This window comes from Paracidovorax valerianellae (genome assembly GCF_900102625.1).
In the GTDB taxonomy this organism is placed as follows: Bacteria; Pseudomonadota; Gammaproteobacteria; order Burkholderiales; family Burkholderiaceae_C; genus Paracidovorax; species Paracidovorax valerianellae.
The window spans coordinates 476337-494999 of the sequence record NZ_FMZC01000003.1; the positions used below are offsets into that span (position 1 = coordinate 476337).

Genomic DNA, 18663 nt, shown 5'->3' on the forward strand with positions numbered 1-18663 from the left:
CGCCATGCGATGCCCTTTTTGTTGAAACAAGCACCTCATACGCGGCCTCCGCGCATGAGGTGCTTGTTTTCGTAGTCAACCCGAAGCACCACGGCGATGGCCACCAGGTTCATCAGAATCGCGGACCCTCCGAAGCTCATCAGCGGCAGCGTCAGTCCCTTGGTCGGCAGCGCGCCCAGGTTCACGCCCATGTTGATGAACGCCTGAAAGCCCATCCAGATCGCCACGCCCTGCGCCACAAGCCCCGCGAACACGCGGTCCAGGGCGATGGCCTGGCGGCCGATGTGCATGATGCGGCGGGTCATCCACAGGAACAGCACGATGAGGACGAGCACGCCGACCAGGCCGAACTCTTCCCCGATGACGGCGAGCAGGAAGTCGGTGTGCGCCTCGGGCAGCCAGTGCAGCTTTTCCACGCTGCCGCCCAGCCCCACGCCGAAGATCTCGCCGCGGCCGATGGCGATCAGCGAGTGCGACAGCTGGTAGCCTTTGCCCAGGGCGTGCTTTTCGCTCCAGGGGTCCAGGTACGCGAAGATGCGCTCGCGACGCCAGTCGCTCATCATCACCATGAGGGCGAAGGCGCCCACCAGCACGGCGGCGATCAGAAAGAACATGCGAGCGTTCACGCCGCCCAGGAACAGGATGCCCATGGCGATCACGGCGATCACCATGAAGGCGCCCATGTCGGGCTCGGCCAGCAGCAAGGCGCCGACCACCGCCACAGCCGCGCCCATGGGCAGCACGGCGCGGAAGAAGCGTTCCTTCACGTCCATCTTGCGCACCATGTAATCGGAGGCGTAGATGAGCACCGCGAACTTCGCCAGTTCGGACGGCTGGAAGTTCATCACCCCCAGCGACAGCCAGCGCCGTGCACCGTTGACGACTGTGCCCACGTGGGGAATCAGCACTGCGATCAGCAGGGCGATGGACAGCACGAACAGCCACGGGGCCACGCGCTCCCAGGTGGCCATGGACACCTGAAACGCCAGCAACGCGGCGACGAAGGCAATCACCAGCGCCATGATGTGGCGCACCAGGAAATGGGTGGGCGCGATCTTGCCGAAGCGCGGGTTGTCCGGCATGGCGATCGAGGCCGAATACACCATCACCAACCCCCACGCGAGCAGCGCCACCACCACCCACAGCAGGGCCTGGTCGAAGCCGAGCACGCTGGCCGGCGTGGTCGTGGTCTGGCGGTATTCGGTCCCGCCCACGCGCACGGGCAGCACGTCGGCAGGCTGGGCCGGCTTGCCGCCGAACCATCCGCCGAATCGGCTGGACAGGCGCTGCGCCAGGCTTGGCGATGCGGGTGCGGTGCTCATGCGGAGCCCTCCAGGTCCTGGCCACGGTCGTTCGCCAGCGCTTGCACCGCTTCGCAAAACACGCGCGCCCGGTGCTCGTAATCGTTGAACATATCGAAACTGGCACAGGCGGGCGACATCAGCACCGCATCGCCGCCATGGGCGCGCTGCGTGGCCAGGGCCACGGCCTCGGGCAGGGTCTGCGCGTCCAGCATTGCCACGCCCGCATCGCGCAGGGCAGCGCGGATCTGCGGCGCATCGCGGCCGATCAGCACCACCGCACGGGCATAGCGGGAAACGGGCGGGGCCAGGGGCGAAAAGTCCTGCCCCTTGCCCTCGCCGCCCAGAATGACGACCAGCCGGCGCTCGGCCCCCAGGCCCGTCAACGCGGCCACGGTGGCGCCCACGTTCGTGCCCTTGCTGTCGTCGAAATATTCCACGTCGCCGATGAGCCCGATGGGCTCCACCCGGTGCGGCTCGCCACGGTATTCGCGCAGGCCGTACAGCATCGGACCCAGCGCGCAGCCCGCCGCCTGGGCCAGCGCCAGCGCGGCCAGGGCGTTCACGGCGTTGTGGCGGCCGCGGATGCGCAGCGCATCGGCCGGCATGAGGCGCTGGATGTACAGCTCTTCGTCCTGCACGCGCGAACGCCGCGCGGTTTCGTCGGCCTCCTGGGCGCGCACGAGCCAGGCCATGCCGTTCACGATCTCCAGGCCGAAATCACCGGGGCGCTGGGGCATGTCGCCGCCGAACGTGACGTGCGGGCGCACCTGCACCTTGGGTGGCTTCTGGCGCGATGCCGGCTTGGCGACGGCCCCACCGGATGACAGGCTGCCGGCGCTGGCGCCGGCCAGCATGCCCATGACTTCCGGGTCTTCGCGGTTGAGCAGCATCAGCCCGCTCTGGCCGAAGATGCGCGCCTTAGCCGCGGCGTAGGCGGCCAGGCTGCCGTGCCAGTCCAGGTGGTCCTGCGTGATGTTGAGCACCGCTGCGGCCGTGGGCTCGAAGCCCGTCACGCCGTCAAGCTGAAAGCTCGACAGTTCCAGCACCCAGACTTCGGGCAGCGTGTCCGCATCGATGTGCTGGCCCAGCGTATCCAGCAGGGTTGGGCCGATGTTTCCGGCCACCGCCACGGTCTTGCCGGCGCAGTCCACCAGCTTCCCGGTGAGGGACGTCACGGTGGTCTTGCCGTTGGTGCCGCTGATGGCCAGCACCGCCGGCGCGTAGCCGTGCGATGCGCGCAGATCGCGCAGCGCCATGGCGAACAGGGCCAGCTCGCCTTCAAAGGGAATGCCACGTGCCTGCGCCGCGCCCGACAGGGCGGCCAGCGTGGCGGGGGCCAAGCCGGGCGAGCGGTAGATCGCGTGCGGCGCACGGCCTTCGATCAATTGCTCGTCGAACGCACCGGCCACGAAGCGCACCTGGGGCAGTTCGGCATGCAAAGTGCCGCGCTGCGGCGGCGCTTCGCGGGTGTCGGCCACGGTCACTTCGGCGCCGCAGCGCACGCACCAGCGCGCCATGGCCAGGCCCGACGCGCCCAGGCCGAGGATGAGAATGTTCTGGCCCTGCAGCGGCGCCATGTTTTCGCCGGGCCGGCCGAGGGGAGCCGGAGCAGTGTCGCCATTACCTTCGGCATCGGCTGCAGGAGCGGCGCCCTCAACGGACACTTCGGTATCGGCGGGGGCGGCATCGGCGCCGGCAGCACCGGGCGCTGCCGCTTTGCGCGGATCGGGAGCGGCCACGTCAGCGAAGATCTGCGCCACGAAAGCAGCGGCGGCCGCCGCGGCGGACACGGCAGGAGCCGTCATGCCGGCGAGCGCCTGCGCCATGCGGTCGTCGGCGGGCGCTGGCGAAGGCGGTGCCACGAGGGCTGCGTCCGTCGCCGTCGCCTCCGGCAGCATGGCTTCAACCACCGCAGATGTTTCGGGCGGTTCTGGCAGTTCCGTGGGCTCGTGCAGGCCAGCCGCTTCGGCAGAACTTGCCGGGGCCAGTGCCTCGGGGGCGGCCGGGGCTGGCGCCTGCCAATCGTCCGGCGTGCCCGGCACATCCTTTTCCGGCGCTTCCTCCCAACGCGCAGGCGCAGCCACCCCTTCGCCGGGGCCGGTGGCGCCCTGCGGCAGGCCGGGCGCCTCGCCAGGAAGAAGGGGATCGTGCGGGTTCATCGCAGCTTCAGCGTGGTCAGGCCGATAAGGCACAGCAGCATGGTGATGATCCAGAAGCGCACGACCACCTGCGTTTCCTTCCAGCCGCTCTTTTCGAAATGGTGGTGCAGCGGCGCCATCTTGAGCAGCCGGCGGCCCTGGCCGTAGCGCTTCTTGGTGTACTTGAACCACGCCACCTGCAGCATCACCGAGAGCGCCTCGACCACGAAGATGCCGCCCATGATGGCCAGCACGATCTCCTGGCGCACGATCACCGCAATGGTGCCCAGTGCGCCGCCGAGCGCCAGCGCGCCCACGTCGCCCATGAACACCTGGGCCGGATGGGTGTTGAACCACAGGAAGGCCAAGCCGGCCCCTGCCATGGCCGAGCAGAAGATCAGCAACTCGCCCGCGCCGGCGATGTGTGGGAACAGCAGGTACTTGGAATACACGGTGCTGCCGGCCACGTAGGCGAACAGCCCCAGCGCCGAGCCCACCATCACCACCGGCATGATCGCCAGCCCGTCGAGGCCGTCGGTCAGGTTGACGGCGTTGCTCGACCCCACGATCACGAGGTAGGTCAGGATCACGAAGCCCAGCACGCCCAGCGGGTAGCTCACTTCCTTGAAGAACGGCACCAGCAGCCCGGCCTGTGGCGGCAGGTCCAGCGAGAAGCCGGACTGCACCCAGGTGATGAACAGCTCGAACACGCGCGAATTGGAGTTCTCGGAAATGCTGAACACCAGGTACAGCGCGGCCAGCAGGCCGATGATGGATTGCCAGAAATACTTTTCGCGCGAACGCATGCCTTCCGGGTCCTTGCGCACCACCTTGCGCCAGTCGTCCACCCAGCCGATGGCGCCGAAGCCCAGCGTCACGGCCAGCACGATCCACACGAAGCGGTTGGACAGGTCGAACCACAGCAGCGTCGAGATGGCGATGGCGCCCAAGATCAGCACGCCGCCCATGGTCGGTGTGCCGCTCTTGGACAGGTGCGACTCCATCGCATAGCCACGGATGGGCTGGCCGATCTTGAGCGAGGTGAGCATGCGGATCACCTTCGGGCCGGCGACCAGGCCGATCACCAGCGCCGTGAGCGCGGCCATCACCGCACGGAACGTGAGGTACTGGAACACCCGGAAGAATCCGAATTCCGGCGACAGGCCCTGCAGCCACTGCGACAACATCAGCAGCATGTGGCGCCCCCGCGTGCGTTCTTCATTGCGTCCGCACGGGCTTCCAGCGCCTGCACCACCTGCTCCATCTTCATGAACCGAGATCCCTTCACCAGCACGCTGCCCACCTGGGGCAGGGCTTGCTGTACCGCTGCGAGCAGCGATGCCATGTCGTCGAAATGCCGCGCATCCGGCCCGTAGGCCTGCGCGGCGTGAGTGCTGAGCGCGCCCAGCGCGAACAGCCCGCCGATGCCGCTGGCGCGCGCCTGGGCGCCCGCCTCGGCATGGAATTGAGGCCCCTGCTCGCCCACCTCGCCCATGTCGCCCAGCACCAGCAACTGCGGGCCGGGCAAGCCAGCCAGCACGTCGATGGCGGCGCGCATGGAATCGGGGTTGGCGTTGTAGGTGTCGTCCACGGCCGTGACCACGCGCCCATCGTGCGGAACGCTGAAGGCGCGCGATCTCCCCTTGACCGGCACGAAGACCGAAAGCCCGCGCGCCACGGCGTCGAGTGGCACTCCGGCGGCCAGGGCACAGGCGGTGGCGGCCAGCGCATTGGTCACGTTGTGCATGCCGGCGATGCGCAGCGTGACATCGAAGCCGCCCTGCGGCGTTTCGATGCGGGCGCGCCAGGCGCTGCCTTCCCACTGCGCGGCGGTGCAGCGCACATCGGCATCGCCCGCACCAAAGGTGACGCAGCGGCGCCCCGCGGCCAGTTGCCGCCACAGCGCGGTATAGGTGTCGCCCTCAGGGAACACAGCCACGCCGTCGGCAGGCAGCGCCGCGATGGACGCTCCGTTTTCCTCGGCCACGGCCTGCACCGTGTGCATGAATTCAAGGTGCTCGCGCTGCGCGTTGTTGACCAGCGCGACCGTGGGGCGAGCCAAGCCGGCCAGGTAGGCGATCTCGCCCGGGTGATTCATGCCCAGCTCGATGACCGCCGCCTCGTGCGCGGCGTTCAGGCGCAGCAGCATCAGCGGCACGCCGATGTCGTTGTTGAAGTTGCCTTGCGTGGCAAAGGCGGCCGGGCCTTTCCAGGCCTGCAGCACCGCCGCGATCATTTGCGTCACCGTGGTCTTGCCGTTGCTGCCCGTCACCCCGATGAGCGGCAGACGGAACTGCGCGCGCCAGCCGGCGGCGAGGGCGCCAAGCGACTGCAGCGTATCGGGCACCTCGATGCCGGGCAGGCCCGCCGCATCGACACCGGCATGCGCCACGGCGGCGGCCGCGCCGGCAGCGCGCGCATCGGCCAGAAAAGCATTGGCGTCGTAGCGCTCGCCCTTGAGCGCGACGAACAGATCGCCGGCCTGCAGCGTGCGCGTGTCGGTGTGCACGCGGGACAGGGGCATGCCGCCCTCGCCCACCAGCCGGGCCGCGGGCACGCGTGCCTGGATGAAGGCCAGCGCCTGCTGCAGCGTCATCATGCCCATGCGCGGCCTCCGCGGGCGGCCAGGGCCGTCTGGGCATGGCCCATGTCGGAGAATGGCCGGCGTTCGCCTGCCACCTCCTGGTAGTCCTCATGGCCCTTGCCGGCGATCAGCACGACATCGCGGGGACCGGCCTCGGCCAACGCCATCGCGATGGCGGCGGCGCGGTCGACCTCGGCGCGCACGGTGCGCCCGGCCACGGTGCCCTGCAGCACTTCATGAATGATGTCCGCCGGCACTTCGCCGCGCGGGTTGTCGCTGGTGACGATGACCGCGTCGGCACGCTGCTGGGCGATGGCACCCATCAGCGGCCGCTTGGCGCGGTCGCGGCTTCCGCCGCAGCCGAACACGCACCACAGCCGCCCGCCGCGCTCGGCCGCGATGGGGCGCAGCGCCTGCAGCGCCTGGTCGAGCGCATCGGGCGTGTGGGCGTAGTCCACGGCCACCAGGGGCTGGTGCGGCAAGTGGATCTGCTCCATGCGGCCCGGCACCGGCGAGAGCTGCGCGCAGGCATACAGCGCGTGCTCCAGCGGCACGCCGAGCGCGCGCAAGGTGGCCAGCACCAGCAGCAGGTTGCTGACGTTGTAGTGCCCGACCAGCCGGGTTTGCAGCACATGGCTCTGCGAGCCTTCCGCCACGGTGAACGACAGGCCACCATCGCCCCAGGCGATGTCCCGCGCCTGCAGCCTGGCCGGCCCTTTCAAAGAAACGCTCCACAGGTCCAGCGGTTGCTGGGACAGCGCCTCGTGCAGTTCGGCGCCGCGCAGATCGTCGGTGTTCACCACCGCGATCTGCAGCCCGGGCCATTCGAACAGCGTGCTCTTGGCCTGCCAGTAGGCCGCCATGCTGGGGTGGTAGTCGAGGTGATCCTGCGTGAAATTGGTGAACAGGGCGGCGCGCACCCGCGTGCCCGTCAGGCGGTGCTCCGCCAGGCCGATGGACGATGCCTCGATCGCACAGGCCACATGGCCTTCCTTGGCGAAGTGGGCGAAAGCGCGCTGCAGGCGCACGGGGTCGGGCGTGGTGAGGCCGGTGGATTCGAGCGTGGGCGGAACGCCGGCGCCGAGGGTGCCGATGAGCGCACAGCCCCCCTGGGCGAGCAGTTCGTTGCGCGACAGCAGGTTGAGCGCGTCCGCCAGCCACCAGCTCACGCTCGTCTTGCCGTTGGTGCCGGTCACGGCCAGCACATCGAGCGAATGCGTGGGGTGGCCAAACCATTCGGCCGCCAGGCTGCCGGTGACCGCTTTCAGACCGCGCAGCGCAGCCACCGGCGCGTCGCCGAAGTGGAAGGATTCGATGCCCTCGTGCTCGACCAGGCAGGCCACGGCGCCGCGGGCCAGCGCATCGCCCACATGGGCGCGGCCGTCGGTGGCGGCTCCAGGCCAGGCGATGAAACCGTCGCCGGGCTGGATCAACCGGCTGTCGGTCTGCAGCGTGCCGGCCACACGGGCGGCCAGCCATTGCACGGCGTCGTGCACGGAGGTGAGCAACGGGGTCGTCGTTGTCGTCATAGCGATTCCTCCACGGTATTGGCCACGATCTGCGGCTTGACGGCCATGTCGGGCTGCACGCCCATCATGCGAAGGGTCTGCTGCACGACGGCGCTGAACACCGGCGCGGCCACCGCGCCCCCGTAGAACACCCCGTTGCTGGGTTCGTCGATCATCACGGCGACGATGATGCGCGGCTTGTCGATCGGGGCCATGCCGGTGAACCATGCGCGGTACTTGCCCGAGGCGTAGCTCTTGCCCACCTGCTTGCGCGCGGTGCCGGACTTGCCGCCCACCGAGTAGCCCACGGTCTGCGCCTGCTGGCCCGTGCCGCCGGGCCCAGCAGCCATCTGCAGCATCTTGCGCACCTGATCGGCCGTGCGCTCGGAAAACACGGGCACGCCCACAGCCGGCGCGCTCGACTTCAGCATGGTCGCCGGGATGATCTGGCCGCCGTTGGCGAACACGGTGTACGAGCGCGCCATCTGCAGCAGGCTGGCCGAGAGGCCGTAGCCGTACGACATGGTGGCCTGCTCCACCGGGCGCCAGGTCTTGTAGGGCCGCAGGCGGCCGCTCACGACACCGGGAAAGTGGATTTGCGGCTTCTGCCCGAAGCCGGCCGCCGAGAAGGTCTCCCACATCTCGCGCGCCGGCATCTGCATGGCGATCTTGGTGGTGCCCACGTTGCTGGACTTCTGGATCACGCCCTCGACCGTGAGCACGCCGTAGTTGTGCGTGTCGGAGATGGTCGAGCCCGTGATCGTCACGCGACCGGGGTTGGTGTCGACGATGGTCTCGGGCCGCACGCGGCCGGTTTCCAGCGCCAGGCCGATGGTGAACGGCTTCATGGTCGAGCCGGGCTCGAACACATCGGTGAGCGCGCGGTTGCGCAGCTGCTCGCCGGTGAGGTTCTGGCGCTTGTCGGGCACGTAGCTGGGGTAGTTGGCCAGCGCCAGCAGTTCGCCCGTGTGCGCGTCGATCACCACCACGCTGCCGGCCTTGGCCTTGTGCAGCGCCACCTGGTCGCGAAGCTTCTGGTAGGCGAAGAACTGCACCTTGCTGTCGATGGACAGTTGCATGTCCTGCCCGTCCACCGGCGGCACCTCGGCGCCCACGCCTTCCACCACACGGCCCAGCCGGTCCTTGATGACGCGGCGCGAACCGGCCTTGCCCGCCAGTTGCTGGTCGAAGGCGAGCTCCATGCCCTCCTGGCCATGGTCTTCCACGTTGGTGAAGCCCACCACGTGCGCGGCCGATTCGCCTTCGGGGTATTGGCGCTTGTATTCCTTGCGCTGGTAGATGCCCTTGATGTCGAGCGCGGCGATCTGCTGGCCGACTTCCCAATCGAGCTGGCGCTTGATCCAGACGAAGGTCTTGTCCTCGTCCGCGAGCTTGGTCTTGAGCGCGGGCAGCGGCATTTCCAGCAGCTTGGCCAGCTGCTGGAGCTTTTCACGCACCTCGGGCTTGTCCTGCTCGACGTCTTCCGGAATGGCCCAGATGCTGGCGGCGGGCACGCTGGAGGCGAGGATCAGGCCATTGCGGTCCACGATGCGCCCGCGGTTGGCGGGCAGCTCCAGCGTGCGAGCGAAACGCACTTCGCCCTGCCGCTGAAAGAATGCGTTGCCGAACACCTGCACGTAGGCCGCGCGGGCGCCCAGGCCCACGAAGCCCAGCGCCACCATGGCGACGATGAACTTGCTGCGCCAGACCGGCGTCTTGCTGGCCAGCAGCGGGCTGGAGGTGTAGTTCACGCTGCGGCTCATCGGCGCACGCTCCCGGAACCCGGCGTGGCCGGCACGGGCGCAGCCGTGGCGGCGGTGACGACGGGCGTGCCGTCGTCGGCCACGTACTGCGTGATGGCCGGGGTGGCCGTGCGCATCTGCAGGCGGTCGCGGGCGAGTTTCTCCACCCGCAGCGGCGTCGCCTGGGCGCGCTTTTCGACCTGCAGGCGCTGGTGTTCGGTCTCCAGCCGGCGCGCCTCGGCCACCGCGCGGTCCAGCTCGGTGAACAGGCGGCGCGACTCGTACTGCATGTGCACGAGGTACAGCGCGCTGACCATCACGCCGAGCAGCAGCACCAGGCTCAGGCGCGTCATGCCGGCACCTCCGTGCGCTCGGCCACGCGCATCACAGCGCTGCGGGAGCGGGGATTGGCCTCGACTTCGGCCGCGCTGGGCTTGATGCGGTCGAGCGCTTTCAGGCGCATGGGCTGCGGCTGCGCGAACGGCGCGCGGCGGTCGAACACCTCTTTGGAATGCTGGGCGATGAACTGCTTGACGATGCGGTCTTCCAGCGAATGGAAGCTGATCACCACCAGCCGCCCGCCGGGCGCGAGCACCCGCAGACTGGCTTCTAGCGCCTGCTGGAGCTCTTCAAGCTCGGCGTTGATGAAAATCCGAAGAGCCTGAAAGGTGCGCGTTGCAGGGTTCTGGCCTGCTTCGCGGGTCTTGACCGAGCCAGCCACGAGTTGGGCCAGTTCAGCGGTGGTGGCAAGAGGGCCCCGTTCCTCGCGACGAGCAACAATCGCCTTTGCAATGGGGCCAGCAAACCGTTCTTCGCCGTAGTCACGTATCACCTCCGCAATCTGGCCGACCTCGGCCGTGGCCAGCCAATCGGCCACGCTTTCCCCGCGCGTGGTGTCCATGCGCATGTCCAGCGGGCCATCGAAACGAAAGCTGAAGCCCCGGGCGGGGCTGTCGATCTGGGGCGAACTCACGCCCAGGTCCATGAGGATGCCGGCGGCGCTGCGCTCGGGCAGGTCGGCCAGGTGGCGAAATCCCTCGTGCCGAATGGAAAAACGCGCATCGGTGATGCGCGCTGCTTCTGCGATGGCCTCGGGGTCCTTGTCGAACGCCACGAGGCCTCCGCCCGGCCCTAGCCGATCCAGAATTTTTCGCGAATGCCCTCCGCGACCGAAGGTGGCGTCGATCCAGGTACCGGCAGGCGCCGGGCCGGCGCCGCCCAGCAAGGCGTCGACCGCCTCGCCCAGCAAGACCGTGGTGTGTTGCAGCGGTGCGTTCACCATGGCCTCAGAAAGAAAAGTCCTGGAAAGCGGCCGGCATTTCGGCCTGCATCGCGACGGCTTCCTGCGCCTCGTAAGTCGCCTTGTCCCACAGTTCGAAGTGGTTGCCCATGCCGAGCAGCATGGTGTCCTTGGTGATGCCTGCGGCCTGGCGCAGTTCGGGCGAAACCAGCACCCGGCCGGTGCCGTCCATGTCCACGTCCATCGCGTTGCCCAGGAAGATGCGCTTCCACCACTGGGCGGACATGGGGAGCTCGGCAATGCGTTCGCGGAATTTTTCCCATTCGGGGCGGGGGAACACCATGAGGCAGCCGTGCGGGTGCTTGGTGATGGTGAGTTGACCGTTCGCGGTGGCGGCGAGGACGTCACGATGCCGGGTAGGCACGGAAAGCCTCCCCTTTGCATCCAGACTCAGCGATGACGCCCCTTGAAACACGGAATCGAACCCCAACTCGTTGTCGCGCCTGAACGCCCGGAATGGACGCACGAGGGCACTTTTCACCACTTAATTGCACTTTTTTGCACTGTAGCAGGAAAAAAATACCGAGCCCCGCCAGGTGCAACAAAGTTTTGCAATGAAATCAACGACTTAGCACCGACAGTGCCAGTGGCGAATGCCCAAAATGCGTTATCGAATAAGCACTTAGGGCAGCCTGTGCAAGTGATACCTGAAGGGTTTCACCCAACCCGGAATCCCGCCAACGAACCGGGGGGCCACGCCGGCCCGGAATCTTTTACAAGATATAGCGCGACAAATCCTCGTCCTGGCTCAAGGACTCGAGCCGGCCGTTCACGTAGGCGGCATCGATGACCACCGTCTGGCCCGACAGCCGGGCCGCATCGAAGCTCACTTCGTCGAGCAGCCGCTCCATCACCGTGGAGAGCCGGCGCGCGCCGATGTTCTCGGTGCGTTCGTTCACTTCGAACGCGATGTGCGCCAGCCGGGTGATGCCTTCGGGCGCGAATTCCAGCGTCACGCCTTCGGTCGCCAGCAGGGCCTGGTACTGCTTGACCAGCGAGGCATGCGTCTGCGTGAGGATGGCCTCGAAGTCCTGCACCGACAGCGATTCCAGTTCCACGCGGATCGGAAAGCGCCCCTGCAACTCGGGAATCAGATCGCTCGGCTTGCTCAGGTGGAAGGCCCCGGAGGCGATGAACAGGATGTGGTCCGTCTTGACCATGCCGTATTTGGTGGACACCGTGGTGCCCTCGACCAGCGGTAGCAGGTCGCGCTGCACGCCCTGGCGCGAGATGTCCGAGCCGCTGGCCTCCTGCCGCGTGGCGACCTTGTCGATCTCGTCGATGAAGACGATGCCGTTCTGCTCGGCGTTCTGCACCGCGCGGGTCTTCACTTCGTCCTCGTTCACGAGCTTGGCGGCTTCCTCGTCGGTGAGCAGCTTCAGCGCTTCGGCGATCTTGAGCTTGCGCGTGTGGCGCTTTTCCTGGCCCATCTGGCTGAACATGCCGCGCAGCTGCTCGGCCATTTCCTCCATGCCCTGCGGACCCATGATCTCCAGCTGCGGGCGGGCGTCGGCCACGTCGATCTCGATTTCCTTGTCATCGAGCTGGCCCTCGCGCAGCTTCTTGCGAAAGACCTGGCGGGCAGTGTTGTCGGCGGGCGCTGCCGCGTCCTGCGCCGTGTTCCGCGCGGGGGGCACCAGCACGTCGAGGATACGGTCCTCGGCGGCATCCTCGGCGCGGGCGCGGCCCTTTTTCATGTCGCTCTCGCGCGCCTGCTTCACGGCCATCTCGACCAGATCGCGGACGATGGAATCCACGTCCTTGCCCACATAGCCCACTTCGGTGAACTTCGTGGCCTCGACCTTGATGAAGGGCGCATCGGCCAGGCGGGCCAGGCGGCGGGCGATCTCGGTCTTGCCCACGCCGGTGGGGCCGATCATGAGGATGTTCTTGGGCGTGATCTCGTGGCGCAGCGCGCCCTCCACCTGCTGGCGGCGCCACCGGTTGCGCAGCGCGATGGCGACGGCGCGCTTGGCGCTGGCCTGGCCGACGATGTGGTGGTCGAGTTCGGAGACGATTTCCTGGGGGGTCATGGACGACATGGGGACCTGCAATCAAATGAGCCGCCAGCGCATATTCTTCTAAGGCAGGCAGCTATCAAATTAATAGTAAAACACCCGAACGCTCACAGCGTCTCGATGGTGTGGTTCATGTTGGTGTAGATGCACAGTTCGCCGGCGATCTCCAGCGACTTCTTGACCACCTCCTGCGCGCTGAGCTCGGTGTGGTTCAACAGCGCCTTGGCGGCCGAATGCGCGTAGGCGCCGCCCGATCCGATGGACACGATGCCCTGCTCGGGCTCCAGCACGTCGCCGTTGCCGGTGATGATGAGCGAGGCGCTCGCATCGGCCACGGCCAGCATGGCCTCCAGGCGGCGCAGCACGCGGTCGGTGCGCCAGTCCTTGGTGAGCTCGATGGCCGCACGTGTCAGGTGGCCCTGGTGCTTTTCCAGCTTGGCCTCGAACCGCTCGAAGAGCGTGAACGCGTCGGCCGTGGCCCCGGCGAAGCCGGCGAGGACCTTGCCGTGGTAGAGCTTGCGCACCTTGCGCGCGGTGCCCTTGACCACGATGTTGCCCAGGGTGACCTGGCCGTCGCCGCCGATGGCGACCTGAATGCCGTCCGCCGTCTGGCGGCGGACGCTGAGGATGGTGGTGCCGTGAAACTGTTCCATAGCGTTGGCATGTGGGGATGCCCGCACGGTTTGCAACGGCCGACCCGAAAGGGGTTGCAAGGCACCGCCAACGGCGCCCGCCACCCACCCAGCCATCCGCGCCGATGTCTGCCGCCTGAGGGCGGCAAGGCGTCAGTTCTTGCGCGGAACGACCCAGGCGTGTTCGTTCACGCCGATCACGTTGAAGAACACCGCCACCAGCCGCTGCAGGTTGATGAAGTGCACTGCGTGACCCTGGGCCTGCTGCTCGGCGGCCCAGTTGAGCACCGAGCCGGCCGCCGCGAAATCCACGCGGATCAGCCGGTCGCAAGAGATGATCAACGGCGCGCCGGGCTTGAGCCGTTCTTCGAACGGTTCCAGCAGCGGCGCCGCGTCGCCTTCGATGTGGCCGGACAGCGAGGCCGGCAGATCGCCGCTTTCCAGCCCCGCGGGCATCGACGCTGGATCGCCGTAGCCCGAGGCATGCAGATCGGCCAGCGATGCTGCTTCGGCTGCGGGCGCCGAGCCGTCGTCGCTGGAATAGCTGCACCGCGGCGAGACCCACGACGGGGGCGAGACCTCGTAGGTCACGCAGTAGTCGAGGGCCACGAGTTCGAATTCGTCGGGCCGGCCCATGAGGCGCAGGGCCGCCATGCGCAGGCGCCACCACTCCGGGGACGTGTCGCTGTCGCCGGACTGCGTGCGCGATTCGAGCATCGCATTGAGCGCATCCACCCCAAAGAAGGAGAGTTGCACTTCCTGCTCGGCCCACTGCGTGAACAGGTTGGCCAGCAGCGGCACGGCGGCCTCGTCGATGGTTGCCAGGCGCGACCACGTGAGGGTCCAGGGCGGCGCGGCGCGGGCCAGCGAGGCCTGCAGCGCCACCACGGATTGCGCGGCCAGGGCGGCCGGGGCGTTCCAGCTGAATTCGCGCTGCGCCAGTCCCGTGGCGGCCGGCGCCGCCTGCACCTGCAGGCCGAGCAGTTCGGGCATGGAAAACCACAGCGGGGCCGAACGGCTGAACCGCGCCGCGTAGTCGATCGCCAGCGCATCGAAGCGCTCGTGCTCTCCGATGGCGCGGTACAGGTCGAACAGCGTCATCCAGATTTCCAGCTGCTGCTGGGGATCGTCCTGCTCGTGCTGCGCCAGCACTTCGAGCAGGCCGGACTCCGCGCCGGCATGGTCGCCATTGGCAAAGCGGATGGCGGCTTCCTCGAGGTCGGGTTCGTGCACGAATTCCTCCGGTTCTGGGGCCACGGCAGGGGCCGCTGGCAGCGCGCTGGCATGGGCCGATGGCACCGGCTGCTGCGCTGGCGGCACGATCGCGCCGCCTTCGGACGAAGCGCCCGGCAGCAGGCTCTCGCCCGTGAACAGCGGCTGCACCGCGGTGGGGGCCGACAGCGCCCCCGTCAGGCTGGCCGGCGCCGTGGGCGCGAAGGCCCGGGCATCGGCCGCGGATTTGGATTCCGGCGAACCCATGTCGCCGAGTTCGCTGGGCGCGGCGGTGTTCTTGCTTTTCCACCACTGCTGGGACATCTGCGCCTCGATCTCGTCGATCTTCTTGAGCGTGACGGCCCGGTCGTCGGGCGATGCCATGCTGCTCTGGAAGAACGAGGGGCGCGCGGTCGGGTCTTCAGTGCGCTGGCCCTGCAGGGCCTCGCGCTTGCGCAGCTTGCGCAGTTGATCGAACTCGCGGCGGCGCACGAAATCGTTGCGGCGCTTGCGCTCGATCATCTCCTTGAGCATCTGCTTGCTGTACTGGCTTTCGCGGTCGGCGTCGATGGAATCCAGATCGGTCCAGTTGACCGTGGGGTTGCGGACGAACCGAACCATCTTGGACAACAGGCCGGGGGAGGTCTCTTCCTTGCTCATGGATCGTGATTCAGGTCGCTCGCCGTGTACAGCTGCGCAGGGAGATCAATCCCCGAACATCTTTTGCTTGAGTTCGCGGCGTTGCTGCGCTTCCAGCGACAGCGTGGCCGTGGGACGCGCCAGCAGGCGGCCAACGCCGATGGGTTCGCCCGTCTCGTCGCAGTAGCCGTAGTCGCCAGCGTCGATGCGGCCGATGGATTGCTCGATCTTCTTGAGCAGCTTGCGCTCGCGGTCGCGGGTGCGCAGTTCGAGAGCGTGCTCTTCTTCGATGGTGGCGCGGTCGGCGGGGTCGGGCACGACCACGGTGTCTTCGCGCAGGTGCTCGGTGGTTTCACCGGCGTTGTTGTGCATGTCCTGCTTGAGCTGCACCAGCTTGTGGCGGAAGAACGCCAGCTGTTTTTCATTCATGTACTCGCTGTCGGGCATGGCGAGCACTTCGGCGTCGGTCAGCTCCTCGGCGGACTTGGTTTTCCAGTTGCCGGCCAGCTTCGGGTCTTTCTTGGCGGCCGCGCCGGAATTTTGCAGGGTCGTAGGCATGGTGTGTGTATAGCTGGCTTTGGCGGCGGTGGAGGCCACCGCGGGTGCCATGGATGGTACGGTCAATTGGGCCAAACGGGAAGAAGGCCGGGTGCTGCGCGCGGGTTCGTCCGATGACCCCGCGGAGACGGGCAATGCCGCCGCGGGCTTGGGTTTGGCGACCGCTTTTGCGGCCGCGCGGACGGTGCCGCTGAGGGGTGCCTTGGCATCCACCTCGGGTTTGCTGGTATCGGCTTTCACTTCCTGTCTCCTCGCAGTAGGGGCGGGCCCTGAGCACGCGACGCGGCTCCGGGGGCAGTAGCAGGCCTTCCGGCGTTTTACGGGGCGCGATTGTATCGATCCAGGGGCACCGCGCACTGGAAAGTGGCAGATATCACACAAGCCCGCGCGGCAAGCGCCGAAAGGGGCTTCGTCCTACTCGGCCAGGCACTGCTCCAGACCTTGCAGGAAGATGTCCTTGGGCAGGTCCAGCCCGATGAACACCATCTTGCTCAAACGCTCCTCGCCCTCGGCCCATTGCGGCCCCAGGTCGCTGCCCATCAGCTGGTGCACGCCCTGGAAGATGACCTTGCGCTCGGTGCCCTTCATGTTCAGCACGCCCTTGTAGCGCAGCATGCGCGGGCCGTAGATGTTGACGATGGCGCCCAGGAAGTCCTCCAGCTTGGCGGGATCGAAGGGGCGCTCGGCGCGGTAGACGAAGCTCTTGACGTCGTCGTCATGGTGATGGTGGTGCCCGTGGTTCTCGCCGTGCTGGTGCGAGGGGTGGTCGCAATGCTCGCCGTGTTCATGGTCGTGATCGTGGTGGTCATGGCCATGGTCGTGCCCGTGGTCGTCTTCCTTGAGGAAGTCGGGGTCGATGTCCAGCTTGGCGTTCAGGTTGAAGCCGCGCAGGTCCAGCACCTCGGCCAGCGGCACTTCGCCGAAATGCACGGCCTTGATGGGCGCGCGCGGGTTCATGTGCTTGAGGCGGTGGATCAGCGCGTCGGTCTCTTCCTTGCCCACCAGGTCGGTCTTGGACAGGAAGATCTGGTCGGCGAAGCCCACCTGGCGGCGCGCCTCCTGGCGGTCGTTGAGCTGCTGGGGCGCGTGCTTGGCGTCCACCAGGGTGATGATCGAATCGATCAGGTAGGTCTCGGCGATCTCTTCGTCCATGAAGAAGGTCTGCGCCACGGGGCCGGGGTCGGCCAGGCCGGTGGTTTCGATCACGATGCGGTCGAATTCGAGCAGGCCCTTGCGCTTCTTCGCGGCCAGCAGTTGCAGCGTCTCGCGCAGGTCTTCGCGGATGGTGCAGCAGATGCAGCCGTTGCTCATCTGAACGATCTGCTCCTTGGATTCGGTCACCAGGATGTCGTTGTCGATGTTCTCTTCACCGAATTCGTTCTCGATCACGGCGATCTTCTGGCCATGGGCCTCGGACAGCAGGCGTTTGAGCAGCGTGGTCTTGCCCGAGCCCAGGAAGCCGGTGAGGATGGTGGTGGGAATGAGCGACATGGATGGCTTTCAGGGAAAGGCCGCCGGGGCCGGAATGCGGCGAAGCGCGGCGGAATTTGGGGATCGGGGAGCGGGCCTAGCGGCCGCTCCAGGGGCATGAAAGAAGTTTAGCGAAGCTGTCAAGCCCCACGCCCGGGGCCGCCGCTCCACCCTGGCGCAAGGCAGGGCTTCAGGCCGGCTTGCGCATCACCGCCAGGCCTTTCAGGTACTCGCCTTCGGGAAACTCCAGCGTCATCGGATGGTCGGGCGCGCCGCCCAGGCGCTCCAGGATGAAACCGTCCACGCCCGCATCGGCCCCGGCCGAGGCGACGATCTTGTGGAACAGGTCGGCGCTGATGCCGCCCGAGCACGAGAACGTGTAGAGCATGCCGCCCGGCTCCAGCAGTTGCAGTGCCAGGCGGTTGATGTCCTTGTAGGCCCGTGCGGCGCGGTCTGCGTGGGCGGCGGTGGGGGCGAACTTGGGCGGATCGAGCACGATGGCGTCGAAGGTGCGGCCGTCTTTCAGGAATTGCCGCAGCGAGGCGTTCACGTCGGCATCGAGAAAATCCGCGCGGCCCGCATCGAACCCGTTCAGGGCCACGTGCGACCGGGCGCGCTCCAGCGCGGGCCCCGAGGAATCGATGGAGGTCACGTGCCCTGCCCCGCCCGCCAGCGCCGCCACGGTGAAGCCGCCCGTGTAGCAGTAGCAATTGAGCACGCGCTGAAAGCCCAGGCGCCGCGTGGCGTCGGCAAAGCGCTTTCGGCTGTCGCGCTGGTCGAGGTAAAAGCCGGTCTTGTGCCCCTCGGCGATGTCCAGCGTCAGGCGCCATTCGTGTTCGCGGATTTCCAGGCCCGTCTCGCCCTCGCCGCGCAGCCAGCCGGTCGCGGGCTCCAGCCCCTCCAGCGCGCGCACGCTGGCGTCGGAGCGTTCATACAGGCGGGTCAGCCCCGTCTCCTGGAGCAGCGCGTCGGCGATCGCGGCCTTCCAGCGCTCGGTGCCGGCGCTGGTGAATTGCGCCACCAGCGTGTCGCCGTAGCGGTCCACGATCAGGCCGGGCAGTCCATCGGACTCGCCGTGCACCAGGCGCACGCCGTCGCTTTCAATGCCAAATCGGCCTCTGGCGCATATAGAACGCCGGACCTTAGCTATGAAAAAAGGAGCATCGATGCGCTGTGCCTCGTCGAAGCTCCACACCCGGGCGCGGATGCGGGAGGTCGGGCTGAAGGCCGCCCAGGCGAGGAACTGGCCTTCGTGCGACTCGACCCGCACCGTCTCGCCGCTGTCGCCCCCGCCTTTGGCGATGGCCGATTCGAAGATCCACGGGTGGCGGCGCAGGAGCGAGCGCTCCTTGCCAGGGTGAAGGCGAAGGGTTTTCATGCCCGCGATTGTGCGATGCCGGAAGGCCCCTCCGGGCGGAAGCGGTCTGTCGGATCGGCTCCGGCACCGAGGACGCAAAGCAACATTTGAGCATTGTTGAGAAACATCCGCTCACATCTTCCTACGATCCGTCCAGCCTCCAGCACCCTGCGGAGACGCTGCCGCCAGCGTTCGCACCAG

The 18663-nt window shown here is 67.5% G+C and carries 15 protein-coding genes; all 15 read right to left on the reverse strand.

Translation table 11 applies throughout. The features are described 5' to 3' along the window. Positions 1-35: 35 nt before the first annotated feature. The 15 genes from ftsW to BLT03_RS07535 all read right to left on the reverse strand — a co-directional run bounded on the left by ftsW (position 36) and on the right by BLT03_RS07535 (position 18483). Positions 36-1322 carry a putative lipid II flippase FtsW gene (gene ftsW / locus BLT03_RS07465; RefSeq protein WP_092741832.1) on the reverse strand — a complete coding sequence of 429 codons (1287 nt, stop codon included), beginning with the start codon at positions 1320-1322 and terminating at the stop codon, positions 36-38. Then, positions 1319-2881 carry a Mur ligase family protein gene (locus BLT03_RS07470; protein WP_434802340.1) on the reverse strand — a complete coding sequence of 521 codons (1563 nt, stop codon included), beginning with the start codon at positions 2879-2881 and terminating at the stop codon, positions 1319-1321. The genes ftsW and BLT03_RS07470 overlap by 4 nt, the downstream gene beginning before the upstream one ends. 578 nt (positions 2882-3459) lie before the next feature. Beyond that, positions 3460-4638: a phospho-N-acetylmuramoyl-pentapeptide-transferase gene (gene mraY, locus BLT03_RS07475; protein WP_092741836.1), complete on the reverse strand. Its 1179-nt coding sequence runs from the start codon at positions 4636-4638 to the stop codon at positions 3460-3462. Further along, a complete protein-coding gene (locus BLT03_RS07480) occupies positions 4629-6047 on the reverse strand; it encodes a UDP-N-acetylmuramoyl-tripeptide--D-alanyl-D-alanine ligase (RefSeq protein WP_092741838.1) in 1419 nt (472 codons plus the stop codon). Before BLT03_RS07480 ends, mraY begins: the two co-directional genes overlap by 10 nt. Next, entirely contained in the window at positions 6038-7555 is a 1518-nt protein-coding gene (locus BLT03_RS07485; RefSeq protein WP_092741840.1) for a UDP-N-acetylmuramoyl-L-alanyl-D-glutamate--2,6-diaminopimelate ligase, read from the reverse strand. Before BLT03_RS07485 ends, BLT03_RS07480 begins: the two co-directional genes overlap by 10 nt. Continuing rightward, on the reverse strand, positions 7552-9297 hold the full coding sequence (locus BLT03_RS07490; protein ID WP_092741842.1) for a peptidoglycan D,D-transpeptidase FtsI family protein: 1746 nt from the start codon (positions 9295-9297) through the stop codon (positions 7552-7554). Before BLT03_RS07490 ends, BLT03_RS07485 begins: the two co-directional genes overlap by 4 nt. Continuing rightward, positions 9294-9629 (reverse strand): cell division protein FtsL, encoded by a 336-nt coding sequence (gene ftsL, locus BLT03_RS07495; RefSeq protein WP_092741844.1) that lies wholly within the window; start codon positions 9627-9629, stop codon positions 9294-9296. Before ftsL ends, BLT03_RS07490 begins: the two co-directional genes overlap by 4 nt. Then, the gene (gene rsmH / locus BLT03_RS07500) at positions 9626-10555 is read right to left on the reverse strand and encodes a 16S rRNA (cytosine(1402)-N(4))-methyltransferase RsmH (RefSeq protein WP_092742045.1); all 930 of its coding nucleotides are present in this window, start codon (positions 10553-10555) and stop codon (positions 9626-9628) included. The genes ftsL and rsmH overlap by 4 nt, the downstream gene beginning before the upstream one ends. Before the next feature lie 7 nt (positions 10556-10562). After that, on the reverse strand, positions 10563-10991 hold the full coding sequence (gene mraZ, locus BLT03_RS07505) for a division/cell wall cluster transcriptional repressor MraZ (RefSeq protein ID WP_092742047.1): 429 nt from the start codon (positions 10989-10991) through the stop codon (positions 10563-10565). 298 nt (positions 10992-11289) lie between these two features. Then, a complete protein-coding gene (gene hslU, locus BLT03_RS07510; RefSeq protein WP_092741846.1) occupies positions 11290-12618 on the reverse strand; it encodes an ATP-dependent protease ATPase subunit HslU in 1329 nt (442 codons plus the stop codon). Between the two features lie 83 nt (positions 12619-12701). After that, positions 12702-13247: an ATP-dependent protease subunit HslV gene (gene hslV, locus BLT03_RS07515; protein WP_092741848.1), complete on the reverse strand. Its 546-nt coding sequence runs from the start codon at positions 13245-13247 to the stop codon at positions 12702-12704. A gap of 132 nt (positions 13248-13379) precedes the next feature. Next, positions 13380-15098, reverse strand: a complete 1719-nt coding sequence (locus tag BLT03_RS07520) for an STAS domain-containing protein (RefSeq protein WP_092741850.1) — start codon at positions 15096-15098, stop codon at positions 13380-13382. A 45-nt stretch (positions 15099-15143) separates the two neighbouring features. After that, on the reverse strand, positions 15144-15875 hold the full coding sequence (gene dksA / locus BLT03_RS07525; RefSeq protein ID WP_092741852.1) for an RNA polymerase-binding protein DksA: 732 nt from the start codon (positions 15873-15875) through the stop codon (positions 15144-15146). A 174-nt stretch (positions 15876-16049) separates the two neighbouring features. After that, complete coding sequence (locus tag BLT03_RS07530; RefSeq protein WP_092741855.1) at positions 16050-17126, reverse strand: CobW family GTP-binding protein; 1077 nt, start codon at positions 17124-17126, stop codon at positions 16050-16052. Positions 17127-17295: 169 nt separating this feature from the next. Next, positions 17296-18483, reverse strand: a complete 1188-nt coding sequence (locus tag BLT03_RS07535) for a class I SAM-dependent rRNA methyltransferase (protein WP_092741857.1) — start codon at positions 18481-18483, stop codon at positions 17296-17298. Positions 18484-18663 lie beyond the last annotated feature (180 nt).